Source organism: Streptomyces sp. CA-111067 (assembly GCF_050956065.1).
Taxonomy (GTDB): domain Bacteria; phylum Actinomycetota; class Actinomycetes; order Streptomycetales; family Streptomycetaceae; genus Actinacidiphila.
Window position 1 is genome coordinate 1,946,211 of record NZ_CP192103.1, and the last position, 16,158, is coordinate 1,962,368.

Here is a 16,158-nt window from a genome sequence, read left to right on the forward strand (position 1 = left end):
CAGTTGCAGGTGCCGTACACGAAGCGCGCCGGCGAAGCACGTCGGCGGGCACCTTGGAGGAGTCGTCGTGAGTGACGTCGGGAGCGAGCTGCACTTCGTTCACCTGGGGTTCGGGGCCGAGGCCGTCGAGTACCACGAGGCGTGGCAGGAGCAGCGCGCGGTGCACGCGGCGCGGTTCGCGGACGAGGTCGGCGACACCTGCCTGCTGCTCGAACATCCGCCGGTCTACACCGCGGGCCGCCGCACCGAGGACAGCGAGCGCCCGCTCGACGGCACCCCCGTGGTGGACGTGGACCGCGGCGGCAAGATCACCTGGCACGGCCCCGGCCAGCTGGTCGGCTACCCGATCGTCAAGCTGCCGCGGCCGGTGGACGTGGTCGCCCACGTGCGCCGGCTGGAGGAGGCGCTGATCCGGGTCTGCGCGGAGTTCGGCCTGGAGACCAGCCGGGTGGAGGGCCGCAGCGGGGTGTGGGTGCTCGGCGACCCCGTCGAGCGGCGTGCGAACGGTCTGACGCTGGACTTCGACCCGCGGCTGAGCGGCGGCGCGGCGCAGGACGACGAGTTCGACCCGCGGATGAACGGCCCGGAATACGCCCCCTCCAACGCCGGCCAGCGCGGCGAGGACCGGAAGATCGCGGCGATCGGCATCCGGGTCGCCAAGGGCGTGACCATGCACGGCTTCGCGCTGAACTGCAACCCGGACAACACCTGGTTCGACCGGATCGTGCCGTGCGGCATCCGCGACGCGGGCGTCGCCTCGCTGTCCGGCGAGCTCGGGCGCGAGGTCACCGTCGCCGAGGTACTGCCGGTGGTCGAGAAGCACCTGGCGGACGTGCTCGGCGCCGCCGTGCCGCTCCCCCGCGCGGTCTGAGGGCCGGAACCCGCCGGCCCGCGGAGGAGCACAAGGGGCAGGCCGGCGGGAATACGGGAATGCTCCCCCCAGGCCGTTGGTTGCTTGGATGCGGGACCGTATGAATCACGGGCGTACGCTGGTGTTCGCCGAAGAATCGAAGCTTTAGGGAGCCGGTCGTGTCCGCAGTCGCACCCGACGGACGCAAGATGCTGCGCCTGGAAGTCCGCAACAGCCAGACCCCCATCGAGCGCAAGCCCGACTGGATCAAGACGCGGGCGAAGATGGGCCCCGAGTACACCCAGATGCAGAAACTCGTGAAGAGCGAGGGACTGCACACGGTGTGCCAGGAGGCCGGCTGTCCCAACATCTACGAGTGCTGGGAGGACCGCGAGGCGACCTTCCTCATCGGCGGCGACCAGTGCACCCGGCGCTGCGACTTCTGCCAGATCGACACCGGCAGGCCGCAGCCGCTCGACCGCGACGAGCCGCGCCGGGTCGGCGAGTCCGTGGTCACCATGGACCTCAACTACGCCACCATCACCGGCGTCGCCCGCGACGACCTGGAGGACGGCGGCGCCTGGCTGTACGCCGAGACCGTCCGGCAGATCCACGCGATGACCGCGGACCGCGCCGGCGGCGCCACCAAGGTCGAGCTGCTGATCCCGGACTTCAACGCCGAGCCCGCCCAGCTCGCCGAGGTCTTCGGCTCCCGTCCCGAGGTGCTCGCGCACAACGTCGAGACCGTGCCGCGGATCTTCAAGCGGATCCGGCCCGGCTTCCGTTACGAGCGCTCCCTCGACGTGATCACCAGGGCCCGCGAGGCGGGCCTGGTCACCAAGTCCAACCTGATCCTCGGCATGGGCGAGGAGCGCGCGGAGATCAGCCAGGCGCTGCACGACCTGCACGACGCGGGCTGCGAGCTGATCACCATCACGCAGTACCTGCGGCCGTCCGTGCGGCACCACCCGGTGGAGCGCTGGGTGAAGCCGGCGGAGTTCGTGGAGCTGAAGGAGGAGGCCGAGGAGATCGGCTACGCGGGCGTGATGTCCGGACCGCTGGTGCGTTCGTCGTACCGGGCCGGGCGGCTCTTCCAGCAGGCGGTCGACCGGCGGCTGCGGCAGGACGGCGAGGTCCCGGCGGCCGGCTGACGCCGCCGTCCCGGGTCCGGGCGGCTGTGGCGCGGTGCCCGCCGGGTCCGGCCGCCCCCGTCCGGCCGGGTGTGGCGCCGCGCGCTGTCGTGGCTTTCATGCGAGATTGACCGAGTCGTCACCGGCTGGTAACACATTGTGGCGAAGCTGGTTCCGATTCTGCTCGCGCACGTTCCCCGCACGTCCGCTCATCCCCGCACGCCCCCGCTCTGCACGCCCCGCTTCTCCCCCGCGTTCGTCAGTCGCTCCGAGAGGGACGCCATGCCGTCCGAGTCCGTACGTCTGCGTATCCGTCCGATCGCCGCTTCCGCCGCCCGCCCCGCCTCCTCGCGCCCCGCCCAGGTGGCCGGCGCGCTGCGGGCCGTCGAGTCGTTCCTGCTGCGCGGCGGCCAGCAGACCGCCCGCAGGAACGCCTGGGCCGCCGTGGTGGCCGACCGGCAGCGCGCCAGGGACCGCAGGGAGGCGGAGCGCGTGGTGGCCGCGCTGACCAGCGGCACCGGACGCGCCGGCGCGGACGCCGTACGGGACTGAGCGCGGCACCGTACGGCACCGGCCCCGGCACCGCACGGGGCTGAGCCCGTCTCCCCGCCCCGGGCATCGTCCCGGCACCGGGCCCGGCGGTGACGGGGGCCGTACCAGCCACGTATCCTTTGCCATATGGCGAGGAAGGAAACACCTGAGAACCCTGGGCGACTGAAGCAGATCGCTCAGACCTACAAGATGACCAGGCAGGCCGACTCCACGATCGGGCTTGTCATCGCGGCTGTGGGAATCGTCACCTTCGGTGTCATCCTCGCCCTCGGCTTCTTGATCGGTCACCCCATCTACGCGGGCATCCTGGGCGCCCTGCTCGCCTTCCTGGCGATGGCGGTCGTCTTCGGCCGGCGCGCCGAGCGCGCCGCGTTCTCGCAGTTGGAGGGCAAGCCGGGCGCGGCGGCGGCGGTACTGCAGAACGTCGGGCGCGGCTGGACGGTCACCCCGGCCGTCGCGATGAACAAGAACCAGGACGTCGTGCACCGCGCGATCGGCAAGGCCGGCGTCGTACTGGTCGGCGAGGGCAACCCGAACCGGGTCAAGGGCCTGCTGGCGTCCGAGAAGCGCAAGGTCTCCCGGGTGGTCTACGACGTGCCGGTGCACACGTACATCGTCGGCGACGGCCCGGACGAGCTGCCGATCAAGAAGGTGCGCGCCACCCTGCTGAAGCTGCCGCGGGTGCTGGCCGGGCCCAAGACCACCGAGGTCAACGACCGCCTCAAGGCGCTCGGCGACCTGATGAGCAACATGCCGATCCCGAAGGGGCCGATGCCCAAGGGGATGCGGATGCCGCGGGGCCGCTAGGCGCCCGGCGAATATACGGGAACGAGGAGGGGCCCGGGGACATCGTCCCCGGGCCCCTCCTTCCGCGTGCGGCTAGATCCGGACCTGTACGGCGTTGGCGGCCTTGTCGTGCAGGCCGCGGGTGTCGCGGTCCCAGACGACGGCGGGGATGACGATCAGCAGCAGCACCGTACGGATCAGCACCGCGAGCGGGCTCAGCCGTCCCCCGTCCAGCCGTACGACCCGCAGCCGCATCAGCCGCTTGCCCGGGGTGCTGCCGACCAGTGAGATGGTCAGCAGGCTGACCACGCCGAAGACGGCCAGTGCCCACGTATTGGACGAGTTGTAGTCACGGTGCGCGATCAGGCCGTATGCGATCAGCACGCACAGAATCCAGTCGATGAAAATCGCGATCACCCGGCGTCCCACCGGGGCGACCGATCCCGGCCCCTCTTCCGGCAGGCCGAGGCGCTCACCGCGGTAGCCGAGTTCGCCGCCCATCTGCTCCACGGCGGCGCGGGGGCCCGACAGCCACGATCCGATTGCGTCCCTGTTGTCCACCCGTCCACGGTAACCCCCCGTGCGGAGCAGTCGTACAGTGCGGTGGCCGCCCTCCCGGCGTCGCGGTTAACGTCTGCGAAACAAATGGGTCATGCTGAAGAAATCCCCGATCCCTATGGTCGGGGCAGTGTGCGCCACCGCACTGGCCGCACCCCGGATTGCCAACCCGTCCCCCGACCTCCGGGGCCGGGCCTAGGAGGAGTTGGATGTTCCAGAACGCCGACGACGTCAACAGGTTCATCGCCGATGAGGACGTCAAGTTCGTCGATGTCCGGTTCTGCGACCTGCCCGGCGTGATGCAGCACTTCACGGTCCCGGTCTCGACGTTCGACCCGACCGAGGAGCTGGCCTTCGACGGCTCGTCCATCCGCGGCTTCCAGGCCATCCACGAGTCGGACATGGCGCTCCGCGCGGACCTGTCCACGGCCCGGGTGGACCCGTTCCGCAAGGACAAGACGCTCAACATCAACTTCTTCATCCACGACCCGATCACCGGCGAGCAGTACAGCCGCGACCCGCGGAACGTGGCCAAGAAGGCCGAGGCGTACCTGGCCTCCACCGGCATCGCCGACACCGCGTACTTCGGCCCGGAGGCGGAGTTCTACGTCTTCGACAGCGTGCGCTTCCAGACCTCGGCGAACGAGTCCTTCTACCACATCGACTCCGAGGCCGCCGCGTGGAACACCGGCTCCCTGGAGGACAACCGCGGCTACAAGGTCCGCTACAAGGGCGGCTACTTCCCGGCCCCGCCCGTCGACCACTTCGCCGACCTGCGCGCCGAGATCTCGCTCCAGCTCGAAGCGTCCGGCCTGACCGTCGAGCGGCAGCACCACGAGGTCGGCACGGCCGGCCAGGCGGAGATCAACTACCGCTTCAACACGCTGCTCGCCGCCGCCGACGACCTGATGCTCTTCAAGTACATCGTGAAGAACGTCGCCTGGCGGAACAACAAGACCGCGACCTTCATGCCCAAGCCGATCTTCGGTGACAACGGCTCCGGCATGCACGTCCACCAGTCGCTGTGGCAGGGCGGCACCCCGCTGTTCTACGACGAGCAGGGCTACGCGGGCCTGTCCGACACCGCCCGCTACTACATCGGCGGCATCCTCAAGCACGCCCCGTCGCTGCTGGCGTTCACCAACCCGACGGTGAACTCCTACCACCGGCTGGTCCCCGGCTTCGAGGCCCCGGTCAACCTGGTGTACTCGCAGCGCAACCGCTCGGCGGCGATGCGCATCCCGATCACCGGCTCCAACCCGAAGGCCAAGCGCGTCGAGTTCCGCGCCCCGGACCCGTCCTCCAACCCGTACCTGGCCTTCTCGGCCCTGCTGATGGCCGGCCTGGACGGCGTGAAGAACAAGATCGAGCCCGCCGAGCCGATCGACAAGGACCTCTACGAGCTGGCCCCGGAGGAGCACGCGAGCGTCCCCCAGGTCCCCACCTCCCTCCCGGCGGTCCTCAGCGCCCTGGAGGCCGACAACGAGTACCTCCAGTCCGGCGGCGTCTTCACCTCCGACCTGATCGAGACGTGGATCGACTACAAGCGGACGAACGAGATCGCCCCGATCCAACTCCGCCCGCACCCGCACGAGTTCGAGCTGTACTTCGACATCTAGACCGGGGCCGCCGCCGGCGTGCGGCGATCACCGCTGGATGCCCGTTGAGCCACGAAGAGCCCCGTCACTCCTCTCACGGAGAGTGACGGGGCTCTCGTGTGCGGCGCGGTAGGATCGGCTGATCATGGAACCAGGGGCGCGGGTCGGGATGGTGTCGGTTCCGTCGGGGCGGGTGGCGCTGTCGGACCGGCGGACGCGGCGGAGCTGGGCGGTCGATCTCGCGCCCTACGAGCTTGCCGCGCTTCCGGTGACCCAGGCGCTGTACGCGCAGGTCACCGGCCGGCAGCCGAGTACGGCGCGGGGGGATCGGCTGCCCGTCGAGAGCGTGTCGTGGTGGGAAGCGGTCCGGTTCTGCAACGCCCTGTCCCTGCTCGACGGGTGCACGCCCGCCTACCGCCTGGGTGCCGACGGCGAGGAGATCGAGTGGGACGCCGGCGCCGACGGGTACCGGCTGCCGACCGAGGCCGAGTGGGAGCACGCCTGCCGGGCCGGTACGGAGGGCCCGCGCTACGGGCCGCTGGACGAGGTCGCGTGGTATCGCGGCAACTCCGATGAGCGCCTCCGCGAGGTGGGCGGCAAGCGCCCCAACGCGTGGGGCCTGTACGACATGATCGGCAACGTCTGGGACTGGTGCTGGGACGTCTACGACGCCGAGGTCTACGACACGTACCGGGTGCTGCGCGGCGGCGGCTGGTTCGACGAGCACTGGAGCTGCCGGGCGTCGGCGCGCCGCCGCAGCCATCCGACCTTCCAGGTCGACGACGTCGGCTTCCGGGTGGCGCGTTCCGTCACGCGCGGTTGACGGGTCCGCCGCGGGCGCCGGCCGGGTGGACTGAGGGGCCACCGGGGGCCGGTTCCGGAGCTGCCACGGGGAATTCGGGTGCGATCTCCCGGCAGCGGTCGGTACCGTGCCGGCCATGGACGTGACGTTCACGAAGGGGTCCGGGCGCCGCTATCTGCTGACCGTCGTCCGGGAGCACGGTCCGGAGCTGGCCCCGCGGCAGGGGCCGGGCTACGACGACTACCTGCCGCATGACGCCGTGCACTTCCTGGTCGAGGCCGAAGCGGGCCTGTCCGGCGGTGTGTTCGGCCGGATCGCGGCCGGACAGAGCAACCTCTTCTGGGCGGCCGACCCCGCGATCAGGAAGCGGCAGGCCCGCCGGGAGGCGAGGCGGCGGCCGACCGCGGCGGAGCACGCCGACATGGCCCGATCCGAGCAACTGGCGTCCCTGTGCGAGCCGTTGTGGCAGCTGCGAGCGGGCCACCGCTCGGGCCTCCCCGACTGGTTCGGCGCATTGGACCCGGGCATCACCGAATCGCCCCTGGTCGAGCGCATCCTGACCCGCCTGGACGACTTCGCCACCCACTGGCACCCCCTCCCGGAGAGCGCCGGCATCAAGTTGCCCTGGCCGTCGCCCACGCGTTCCCCACTCCCGGCGTAGTACGACGGGCCGGGTGGTGTGGTCCTTTCGGATGAAGGCCGGCCGCGACGCCCGCGGGTTCACTTACTTGAACGGGCCAGGGTCTCCGTACGCCCTCGGGAGCGTCGGCCAGCCCCGCACCGCGGGGTTGACCCTGAAGACCGGCCCGACCTAGCCTCACCCGTAGCCCGGGTTCACGTCGCAGACCATCGTTCACGTACGTAACCAACAATACCCAGGTCCCCCACACGGCGCGGCGGCACCTGTCCGTCCGCTCCGCCCTCCTTCCAGCAACGGGAAGGCACCCCCCATGAACGAGCTCCCCAGCCGCCGCCAGCTGCTCGGCACCGCGGCCGGCGCCGCCCTCGCCACGTTCGCCGTCGGCGGCACCGCCTCCGCCGGCACGCCGGCCGCCGGCAGCGACGCCGCAGCGGCGACGTACACCCCGCCCGCCCTCCGCACCTGGCTCAGCCTCAACTCCGGCTGGCGCTTCCACAAGGGCGACGTCACCAACGCGCAGGCGCCCGCCTTCGACGACAGCTCGTGGACCGCGCTCAGCGTGCCGCACACCTGGAACGCGGCCGACGGCGCGGACGGCGGCGGCAACTACTACCGGGGCGTCGGCTGGTACCGCAGGCGCATCACCGTCCCGGCGGAGCTGGCCGGGAAGATGCTCTTCCTCCAGTTCGCCGGCGCCAACCAGGTCGCCGACGTGTGGATCGACGGCACCCACCTCGGCCAGCACCAAGGCGGCTACTCCCGCTTCCGGTTCGGCGCCACGGCCAACCTCAGGCCGGGCCGGGAGAGCGTCCTCGCGGTCAAGGTGACCAACGCCGACAACCCCGACATCGCACCGCTGAGCGCCGACTACACCTTCCAGGGCGGCATTTACCGCAACGTCAGCCTGTACGCGGTCGACAAGCTCGCCGTGCGGCTGCTCGACTACGCAGGACCGGGCGTCTACCTGCGCCAGCGCAGCGTCACCGCGGCGTCCGCCACCGTGGACGTCCGGGCGACGGTCTTCAACAACAACGCCACCAGCCGCTCCCTGGTGGTGCGGGCCGTCGTCACCGGCGCCGACGGCACGATCGTGGCCGACCGCAGCAGCGCGCCGCAGACCATCGGGGCCAACGCGGGCCTGGACGTCGTGCAGACGCTCACCATCGCCAACCCCCGCCGCTGGAACGGCCTGACCGACCCCTACCAGTACAGCGCCACCGTCGAGATCAGGGACGCCGCCGCCGGCACGGTCACCGACGTGGTCACCGAACCGCTGGGATTGCGCAGTTTCAGCCTCGACCCCGCCACCGGGTTCTCGCTCAACGGCAGCCACCTGGGCCTGCACGGCGTCAACCTGCACCAGGACCGCGCCGTCGAGGGCTGGGCGGTCAGCGACGCCGACCACACCCAGGACTTCGCGCTCATCAAGGAAGTCGGCGCCACCACCGTCCGGATGGCCCACTACCAGCACGACCAGAAGGACTACAACCTCGCGGACGCCCTCGGCGTGGTGGTGTGGGCCGAGATCCCCCTGGTCAACGGCACGACGAACTCGGCGGCGTTCACCGCCAGTACGCAGAACCAACTGCGCGAGCTCATCCGGCAGAACTACAACCACCCCTCGATCGCGTTCTGGAGCATCGGCAACGAGCAGGGCAAGGACGACACCCCCACCAACACCCTGCTGGCGAGCCTCGCCGCGCTGGTCGCGAGCGAGGACCCGGACCGGATCAGCACGTACGCCAACAACCTCGGCAACGACGCCACGGTGGCGAGCCACGCGGACACCACCGCGTACAACAAGTACTTCGGCTGGTACGGGGGTTCGTACAACGACCTGGGCCCGTGGGCCGACAGCCTGCACAAGGCCGAGCCGCAACGCACCTTCGCCGTCTCGGAGTACGGCGCCGGCGCGAACCCGGCGCAGCACGCGCTGAACCCGTCGCAGCCGAGCACCGGCGGCAGCTTCCACCCCGAGGAGTACCAGTCGCTCCTGCACGAGGCGTCCTGGAAGCAGCTCGCCGCGCGGCCGTTCGTGTGGGGCAGTTTCGTCTGGAACATGTTCGACTTCGCCTCCGACGGGCGCAACGAGGGCGGCCAGCCCGGTATCAATGACAAGGGCCTGGTCACCCGCGACCGCGCGACCCGCAAGGACTCCTTCTACTGGTACAAGGCCAACTGGTCGGCTGAGCCGACCCTCTACCTCACCAGCCGGCGCTGGACCGCGCGCACCGACGCGGCGACCGAGGTGAAGGTGTACTCCAACGCGGCGCAGGTCACGGCGACGCTGAACGGCACGTCGCTCGGCGCGAAGAGCAGTTCCGACCACATCTTCAAGTGGACCGGCGTGACCCTCCGCAAGGGAGCGAACACCGTCACCGTCACGGCCTCCATCGGTGGCACCACCCACACGGACACGGTCACGTGGACGCTCGCATAGGCGGCTTGGCGGTGCGGTAGGCGCGGGCCCACGGGGCGGAGCGGGGCGGGGCGGTCAGATCGTTGCGTCCGGCCGTCCCGCTCTTCGGGTTAACCCCCGGGACGTCTACCGGCCTGCCGGATGGGCGTGGGGGCGCCGGGCGACGAGAGTGCAGGGGAAGCCGCAACCGCGGATCGAACCGATCGAACGGTCCGTACCGGCCGCACCGGCCGTACCCGTGCGGAACACCCCGTACGGACCGCATCCCGCACCGACCAGGGAGTCGCCTTGCCCAGCCGCCGTGCCGTCCTGCTGTCCACCGCCACCGCCGCCGGCGCCCTGCTGGCCCTCCCCGGGCGCGCCGGGGCCGCCGCGCCCACGCCGGCCGGGACGGGCAGCCCGCCCGCCAAGGGCAAGGGCAAGGGCAAGGACAAGGTGACGCTCCGGCTGCCGCCGCCGAGCGGGCCGTACGAGGTCGGCACCGTATCGCTGCGGCTGGTGGACGGCTCCCGGCCCGACCCGTGGGTGGACCGGCCCTACCGCGAGCTCATGGTCAGCGTCCGCTACCCGGCCCGGGCCGCCGCCCGCTACCCGCGCGCCCCGCACATGCTGCCGGGAGAGGCCGCCGCCTTCGACGGCCTGAACAGCTTCGGCGGGGTGCCGGCCGGCGCCGTCGACTGGGCCGCGACCCGTACTCACGCGCACGAGGGCGCGCCGGCGGTCGGCGGACCGCACCCGGTGGTGCTGTACTCGCCGGGCGCCGGCGATCCCCGGGCGCTGGGCAGCACGCTGTGCGACGACCTCGCCTCGCGCGGGTACGCGGTGGTGACGGTGGACCACACGTACGACGCGGGCGCCGTCGAGTTCCCCGGCGGGCGGGTCGAAACCACCGTGCTGCCCGCCGAGTTGGCCAAGGTAGACCCTGACCCCGAGCACCCGGATACGGCGAAAATCGCGGCGCTGCTGGAGAAGGTCCTCACCGTCCGGGTCGCCGATGTCCGCTTCGTACTCGACCGGTTGCCGGATGCGCTGCCGTATGCGCTGCGGGGCGCGCTCGACTTCGGCCGGACCGGCATGTTCGGCCAGTCCGCGGGCGGCTTCACGGCGCTGGCGGCGATGTACGACGACCCGCGCGTCCTGGCCGGGGCCGACCTCGACGGCGTGACGGCGTACGTCCAGAACGACCCCGACCGCGGTTATCTGTCGCCGGTGGCCGCCAACGGCCTTGACCGGCCGTTCCTGTTGATCGGTGAGGAGGGCAACACCCGGCGTACGGTGCCCTCGTGGGACGCGCTGTGGCGACACAGCCGCGGCCCCCGGTTCGGCCTGTCGCTATGCGGCGCCGCCCACGCCACGTACACGGACGCGGAGGTGCTGATGCCCCAACTCGCCCGCGAGCTGGGCCTGTCGGCCGACGCCGTCGCCGGTCTCATCGGCACGATCGCCCCCGCCGACGCGATCACCACCACCCGCGGGGTCCTGACCGCCTTCTTCGACCGCACTCTGCGCGGGCGCGACGACCACGGGTTGCTGCGGCACCCGGGCTTCCGCTACCCGAAGGCGGTGGCCTTCAACTGACCACCGCTGCCCCGCCGTTCGCTAGCCGAGCGCGAGCATCGCCTCCGCGACCTCGCCGGTCGCCGCCTCGGGGATCGCGTTGGCTGCCTGTTCCAGGACGAGCAGTCGGGCGCCGGGGATCTCGCGGGCGACTGCCTCGCCGTTGCCTACTGGGAAGAAGCGGTCGCGGCGGCCGTGGACGACCAGCGTGGGGACGTTGATCTCGGGCAGTCGCTCGCGCCAGCGGGGCGTGCAGTCGAGCTTGGAGAACACCAGGCCCAGCTGGTTGGCCAGTTGGACCGGGGCCGCGGTGCCGGGCGTGCGGTCCCAGATGCGCGCGGCGACCGCGCGCGCCGCGACGGGGTCGTCGCCGCGGATCTCCGCGCCCGCCGCGGCGAACTCCGCCACCGCCTCCTGGTCGGCCCAATCGGGCATCGGACGCGCGAACAGCCGGCCCATCGTCGCCTGGTCGTGGTCGGGGAGGTCGTCGTCGGGCGGGCCGGGGGCGACCGCGCGGGTGCCGACCAGGGTGAGCGCCGAGAACGCGGCCGGATGGTCGAGCGCGGCGACCTGGGCGACCATCCCGCCGACGCCGATCCCGGCGAGGTGCGCGGGCCCCGCGCCGAGCGCGCCCGCGAGGGCCGCCGCGTCGGCGGCGAGGTCGCGCAGGGTGTAGGCGGGCGCCTCCGGGTCCCCCGCCGTCGACTCCCCGCTGTCGCGCAGGTCGTACCGCACCACGCGGCGCCCTCCGGCAGCGATCCGCTGGCACAGCGCGTCGGACCAGGAGAGCATGGTCGTCCCGCCCGCGAGCAGGACGAGCGGCGCGCCCTCGGCGCCGAACGACTCGATGCCCAACGCGATCCCGTTGACGTTGACGGTGGTCATCGGACCACCCGAAGCCGTCGCGCGGCGCGGCGGCCGTGGCGGCCGTCGGACTTGTGCGGGGCGTCCCCGCCCGGGCCGGGGCCGGTGACGAGGCCGTCGAGCGCGACGGAGAGGCCAGCAATGAGTCGAGTCATGCCAGGGAAGACCTGATCCGCCCCCCGAACTCATCGCTCGCCGCAAGCCCGGTCAGAAACCCGTCAGCGAAGGCCGGCGCGCCAAGGAACACGAGCCCAAGCCCTGCCTGTCGTGCGGCCGCGCACGAGGCGCCCCCCGGGCCCGGCCGACGACGTCGGCGCTCGGCCCCGGCGCGGCAGCGGCGCCAAGGAGAATCGGCGTCGCGAGCAGCCCCGACCAGCCTCGGCGAGCCAACCGTCGGCCTCCCGGTCGACCACCCCGCCCGCGCACGTGCCGCCCCCACCGGCTCACCGAGTCCGGCTGACGTAGCCGGGGCGCGAACCCGGAGTCGTCGCAGCGGCCACGAAGACCGGCATCGCCGGTAACCCCCCGGCCAGTCTCAACACGCACCTGCTGCCCGCCAGCCGACCATCAACCTCCCGGCGGCCCACCGCACCGCCCCCACCGGCCCCGGTGGGGTGGCCCGGCCGGTTCCCGGCCCGCGGGCCCGGTGGGGGCTGGTGGCGCAGTTCCCCGCGCCCCTTTGGGGCTCGCCCGGCCGATTGTCCCCGGCCAGGCACGGCTTTCAGGGGCGCGAGGAGCTGCGCGACCAGCCTGATGCCCGCGCTCTGGTCCCGCGCGCCCCGGCCGGGTGCTGCGCGAACCCGCGGCAAGCGGCCGCCGAAGGGCGCATCACCGCGGACAACCGCAGGCGCTCTTGCCAGCGGCTGCGACACCGCCTCTAATGTGAGATGGACATGACAGCGTAACTCTCACGCCGGCCCACCCCCCGCCCCCGCCGGGCCGCGGACAGGATCCGCCGGGTGGGCCACGCCCCTGGAGGGAGACCCCGGTGCGCAGAACCGCTAGGTGGTGCGTCCTGCTCGTGCTCGTCACGACGCTGACCGCCGGGGCCGCCGGGGCCACCGCCTCAGCCGCGCCCCCGTCACCCCACGCCGCCCGCCCCGCCGCCGCCACCCCCGTCTGCGCCCTCTCCTGCGACACCCTCGACCCCTCCCGCGCCGGCGCGGAGACCTTCCCGGTGCCGACCGTCACCGTCAACGGCCGCCAGCTCCAATTGCACGTCGACGACATCGACGGGATGGCCTGGGCCAGCGTCGACAACGCTGTCGTGAACGACTCCGTCTGGCTCGACCGCTCCTGGGACGGCGGCGCCACCTGGGACGGGCTGCTCGGCAAGGCCGCCGTCCCGGCCTCGTGGACCGGCACCCGCACCCTGATGTACAACCTCTACGACCCGGCCGGCCACCGCCGCGGACTGCTGCGGGCCTGCGCCGACGCGCAGGGCGTGGCCTGCACCTCCTGGGCCAGGACGGCCGTCTGCGCGACCGCCTGCGACGGTGCGGGGACGGCCGCGGGCGACTCCCAGCCGGTGCCGCCGGCCACGCTGAACGGGCGCACCTTCGCGCTGCACACCGACAGTTCGGGAATGGCCTGGGCGACGGCGGCCGGCGGCACCGCGGGCGACGAGGTGTGGCTCGACCGGTCCTGGAACGGCGGGGCGAGCTGGCCGGACGGCTCATCGCTCGGCCGCACCAGCGTGCCGTCCGGCGCGACCGGCACCCGCACCGCCCGGTTCAACACCTCTGATCCGCTGGGCAAGTTGTACGGCGGCGCGGTCCGCGCGTGCGGCCGGGCGGTGGAGGGCGCGAACGGCAGCTGTACGGCCTGGGCCCGGCCGGCCACCAGCAGGGCCGCCGCGGCGGCCGACGCGCTGATGTACTCCTACGACCCGAACACCGCCTACTGGCCGTCGAGTTGGTGGAACTCGGCGGTGGCGCTGAGCACCGTCGTGGACTACATGCGCGAGACCGGCGACACCCGCTACGCCTGGGTCGTCGGCCGCACCTTCCAGGTGGACAAGGCCGCTTTCCCGGCCGGCGCGCGCAGTTCGGACCCGATCGACGGCGACTTCATCAGCCGGGCCACCGACGACTCCGAGTGGTGGGCACTGGCCTGGATCGACGCGTACGACCTCACCCACGACGCCACGTACCTCAACGAGGCGGTGACGATCGCGAGTTACGTCAACGGCTTGTGGGACACCGGCACGTGCGGTGGCGGCGTGTGGTGGGACCGGGAGCGTACCTACAAGAACGCGGTGACCAACGCCCTCTGGGTGCGGCTCACGGCGGCGCTGCACAACCGGATCGCCGGCGACACCCAGTGGCTCGGCCGGGCGACCACGGCGTGGACCTGGTTCCAGCACAGCGGCCTGATCAACGCCTCCGGGCTCGTGAACGACGGCCTGACCGGCTCGTGCGCCAACAACGGCCAGACGGTGTGGAGTTACAACCAGGGACTGACGATCGGCGCGGCCGTCGAGGTCTGGCGGGCCACCGGCGACAGCGCCGCGCTCAGCACCGCCCGGCGGCTGGCCGACGCCGCCACGGTCTCGCCCGCGCTGGTGTCCGGCGGGGTGCTGACCGAGTCCTGCGACACCGTGGACGCGAGCTGCGACGACAACGCCAAGCAGTTCAAGGGCGTCTTCATGCGCTACCTCGATGATCTCAACTCCGCGACCGGCGGCGCCTATGCCGCCTTCGCCCGCACCCAGGCCGACAGCGTCTGGAACGCCGACCGGGACAGCCTCGTACGGCTCGGCGAGCGGTGGGCGGGCGCCGATCCGGCCGCGCATCCCAACGTCCGGGACTGGCGCACCCAGGCGTCGGCGCTCAGCGCGCTGCTGGCGGCACCGTGACGGGGCCGGCACCCGCGCTCACCTCCCCATTGGTCCAGACCTATTGACATCGCGGCGCCGCGTCTGCCTTCATATCTGGTGGTACAGCCAGCACACAGTCTGTCCGGCCGCCTACCGGCCACTCCGGGCGGACGACACCCCCCACCACCTGTCGCATGGCTCCAGCCTCCTCCCCCTTCGCGGTGAGAGCCCGGGTACGGCCCGTTATGGGAGCGCTCTCACAGGCTCTCCGCGAGCTCTCGCGGGCTCGCACGGCCACGGAGGCGGGCTGCCAACCGAAAGGAACCCGTTCATGACGCGCCGACCGCACCACAACCGGAAACGTTCTCGGGCCCGCGCCGCGAGGGCCGTCTCGACCCTCGGCGGCGTCCTCGCCGCCGTCGCTCTCGCCCTCGTCCCCGGCCTCACCGCGCAGGCCACGGCCGCGCCGGCGAGCCCCGCCGCCGTCACCAACTGCCAGCCGCAGGGCTCGGTCAGCCTGGCCGGCGGCGAGTACACCCTGCAGAACAACGAGTGGAACTCCAGCGCGCCGCAGTGCGTCACCGCCACCACCGGCACCGCGTGGTCGGTGAGCACCGCGAACTTCAACCTCAGCGGCGGCGCCCCCGCCACGTACCCGTCGATCTACAAGGGCTGCCACTGGGGCGCGTGCACCACGAACAGCAATCTGCCGATCCAGGTCAGCAAGCTCGCGAGCGCCACCTCGTCCTGGTCCACCGTGCAGCCGGCCAGCGGCGCGTACGACGTGGCCTACGACCTGTGGACCAACTCCGCGCCGACCACCGGCGGGCAGCCGAACGACAGCGAGATCATGATCTGGCTCAACAGCCGTGGCGGGGTTGCCCCGTTCGGCTCCAAGACGGCCACCGCGACCATCGCGGGCCTGAGTTGGGACGTGTACACCGGCCGGCAGGCGGCCTGGAACATCGTCTCCTATGTGCTGCGCGGCGGCGGCACCTCGGTCAGCAACCTCGACGTCAAGGCGATGATCAACGACTCCGTCAGCCGCGGCACGACGGGCGCGAACGCGTATCTCATCGACGCCGAGGCGGGCTTCGAGATCTGGCAGGGCGGCCAGGGCCTGGCCACCAACTCCTTCTCGTTCAACGCCACTGCGGGCACCGGCACCGGCACCGGGACCGGCCACACCGGCCAGATCACCGGCTTCGGCGGCAAGTGCGTGGACGTGCAAGCGGCCGGCACCGCGAACGGCACCGCGATCCAGCTCTACGACTGCAACGGCACCGGCGCCCAGCAGTGGACCGTCGGCACCGGCGGCACCCTGCAAGCCCTCGGCAAGTGCATGGACGTCACCGGCGCCGGCACCGCCGACGGAACGCCGGTCCAGCTCTACGACTGCAACGGCTCGGGCGCCCAGCAGTGGGTCGCCGGCGCGAACAACTCGCTGCGCAACCCGGCTTCGGGGCGCTGCCTGGACGCGTCGGGCAACAGCTCCGCCAACGGCACCCGGCTGCAGCTCTGGGACTGCGCGGGAAGCGCCAACCAGTCCTGGACGCTGCCTGCTTGAGGGCCGCCCGTCCGACC

The 16,158-nt window shown here is 72.1% G+C and carries 13 protein-coding genes; 11 read left to right on the forward strand and 2 right to left on the reverse strand.

Translation table 11 applies throughout. The features are described from left to right. Window positions 1-67 precede the first annotated feature (67 nt). From lipB to ACQPW6_RS08510, 4 genes are all read left to right on the forward strand, one after another. On the forward strand, window positions 68-871 hold the full coding sequence (gene lipB / locus ACQPW6_RS08495) for a lipoyl(octanoyl) transferase LipB (RefSeq protein WP_433888936.1): 804 nt from the start codon (window positions 68-70) through the stop codon (window positions 869-871). A 158-nt stretch (window positions 872-1,029) separates the two neighbouring features. Then, complete coding sequence (gene lipA / locus ACQPW6_RS08500; RefSeq protein ID WP_433888937.1) at window positions 1,030-2,001, forward strand: lipoyl synthase; 972 nt, start codon at window positions 1,030-1,032, stop codon at window positions 1,999-2,001. 261 nt (window positions 2,002-2,262) lie between these two features. Then, window positions 2,263-2,532 carry a hypothetical protein gene (locus ACQPW6_RS08505; protein ID WP_433888938.1) on the forward strand — a complete coding sequence of 90 codons (270 nt, stop codon included), beginning with the start codon at window positions 2,263-2,265 and terminating at the stop codon, window positions 2,530-2,532. Window positions 2,533-2,658: 126 nt separating this feature from the next. Next, on the forward strand, window positions 2,659-3,339 hold the full coding sequence (locus ACQPW6_RS08510) for a DUF4191 domain-containing protein (RefSeq protein WP_433888939.1): 681 nt from the start codon (window positions 2,659-2,661) through the stop codon (window positions 3,337-3,339). A gap of 72 nt (window positions 3,340-3,411) precedes the next feature. Here the strand turns inward: ACQPW6_RS08510 and ACQPW6_RS08515 are convergent, their stop codons facing one another. Further along, on the reverse strand, window positions 3,412-3,879 hold the full coding sequence (locus ACQPW6_RS08515; protein ID WP_433888940.1) for an RDD family protein: 468 nt from the start codon (window positions 3,877-3,879) through the stop codon (window positions 3,412-3,414). 206 nt (window positions 3,880-4,085) lie between these two features. On the opposite strand from ACQPW6_RS08515, the gene glnA reads away from it, so the two are divergent. From glnA to ACQPW6_RS08540, 5 genes are all read left to right on the forward strand, one after another. Next, a complete protein-coding gene (gene glnA, locus ACQPW6_RS08520) occupies window positions 4,086-5,495 on the forward strand; it encodes a type I glutamate--ammonia ligase (RefSeq protein WP_433888941.1) in 1,410 nt (469 codons plus the stop codon). Between the two features lie 124 nt (window positions 5,496-5,619). Beyond that, window positions 5,620-6,297: a formylglycine-generating enzyme family protein gene (locus ACQPW6_RS08525; protein ID WP_433888942.1), complete on the forward strand. Its 678-nt coding sequence runs from the start codon at window positions 5,620-5,622 to the stop codon at window positions 6,295-6,297. A gap of 115 nt (window positions 6,298-6,412) precedes the next feature. After that, entirely contained in the window at window positions 6,413-6,937 is a 525-nt protein-coding gene (locus tag ACQPW6_RS08530) for a hypothetical protein (RefSeq protein ID WP_433888943.1), read from the forward strand. A 289-nt stretch (window positions 6,938-7,226) separates the two neighbouring features. After that, window positions 7,227-9,356, forward strand: a complete 2,130-nt coding sequence (locus ACQPW6_RS08535) for a glycoside hydrolase family 2 TIM barrel-domain containing protein (RefSeq protein WP_433888944.1) — start codon at window positions 7,227-7,229, stop codon at window positions 9,354-9,356. A gap of 267 nt (window positions 9,357-9,623) precedes the next feature. Continuing rightward, window positions 9,624-10,913: an alpha/beta hydrolase family protein gene (locus ACQPW6_RS08540; protein ID WP_433888945.1), complete on the forward strand. Its 1,290-nt coding sequence runs from the start codon at window positions 9,624-9,626 to the stop codon at window positions 10,911-10,913. A 21-nt stretch (window positions 10,914-10,934) separates the two neighbouring features. On the opposite strand, the gene ACQPW6_RS08545 is transcribed toward ACQPW6_RS08540, so the two are convergent. Further along, window positions 10,935-11,777 carry an alpha/beta fold hydrolase gene (locus tag ACQPW6_RS08545; RefSeq protein WP_433888946.1) on the reverse strand — a complete coding sequence of 281 codons (843 nt, stop codon included), beginning with the start codon at window positions 11,775-11,777 and terminating at the stop codon, window positions 10,935-10,937. A 967-nt stretch (window positions 11,778-12,744) separates the two neighbouring features. Between ACQPW6_RS08545 and ACQPW6_RS08550 the strand changes: the two genes are divergently transcribed. After that, window positions 12,745-14,613, forward strand: coding sequence for a glycoside hydrolase family 76 protein (locus tag ACQPW6_RS08550; RefSeq protein WP_433888947.1), 1,869 nt, complete (start codon window positions 12,745-12,747; stop codon window positions 14,611-14,613). 292 nt (window positions 14,614-14,905) lie between these two features. Then, window positions 14,906-16,141 carry a GH12 family glycosyl hydrolase domain-containing protein gene (locus tag ACQPW6_RS08555; RefSeq protein WP_433888948.1) on the forward strand — a complete coding sequence of 412 codons (1,236 nt, stop codon included), beginning with the start codon at window positions 14,906-14,908 and terminating at the stop codon, window positions 16,139-16,141. Window positions 16,142-16,158: the final 17 nt, after the last annotated feature.

Coding starts and splice junctions, on each gene's coding strand:
- ACQPW6_RS08525 (WP_433888942.1), top strand. CDS start 5,620: ATGGAACCAGGGGCGCGGGTCGGGATGGTGTCGGTTCCGTCGGGGCGG.
- ACQPW6_RS08545 (WP_433888946.1), bottom strand. CDS start 11,777: ATGACCACCGTCAACGTCAACGGGATCGCGTTGGGCATCGAGTCGTTC.
- ACQPW6_RS08530 (WP_433888943.1), top strand. CDS start 6,413: ATGGACGTGACGTTCACGAAGGGGTCCGGGCGCCGCTATCTGCTGACC.
- ACQPW6_RS08535 (WP_433888944.1), top strand. CDS start 7,227: ATGAACGAGCTCCCCAGCCGCCGCCAGCTGCTCGGCACCGCGGCCGGC.
- ACQPW6_RS08505 (WP_433888938.1), top strand. CDS start 2,263: ATGCCGTCCGAGTCCGTACGTCTGCGTATCCGTCCGATCGCCGCTTCC.
- ACQPW6_RS08510 (WP_433888939.1), top strand. CDS start 2,659: ATGGCGAGGAAGGAAACACCTGAGAACCCTGGGCGACTGAAGCAGATC.
- ACQPW6_RS08555 (WP_433888948.1), top strand. CDS start 14,906: ATGACGCGCCGACCGCACCACAACCGGAAACGTTCTCGGGCCCGCGCC.
- glnA (WP_433888941.1), top strand. CDS start 4,086: ATGTTCCAGAACGCCGACGACGTCAACAGGTTCATCGCCGATGAGGAC.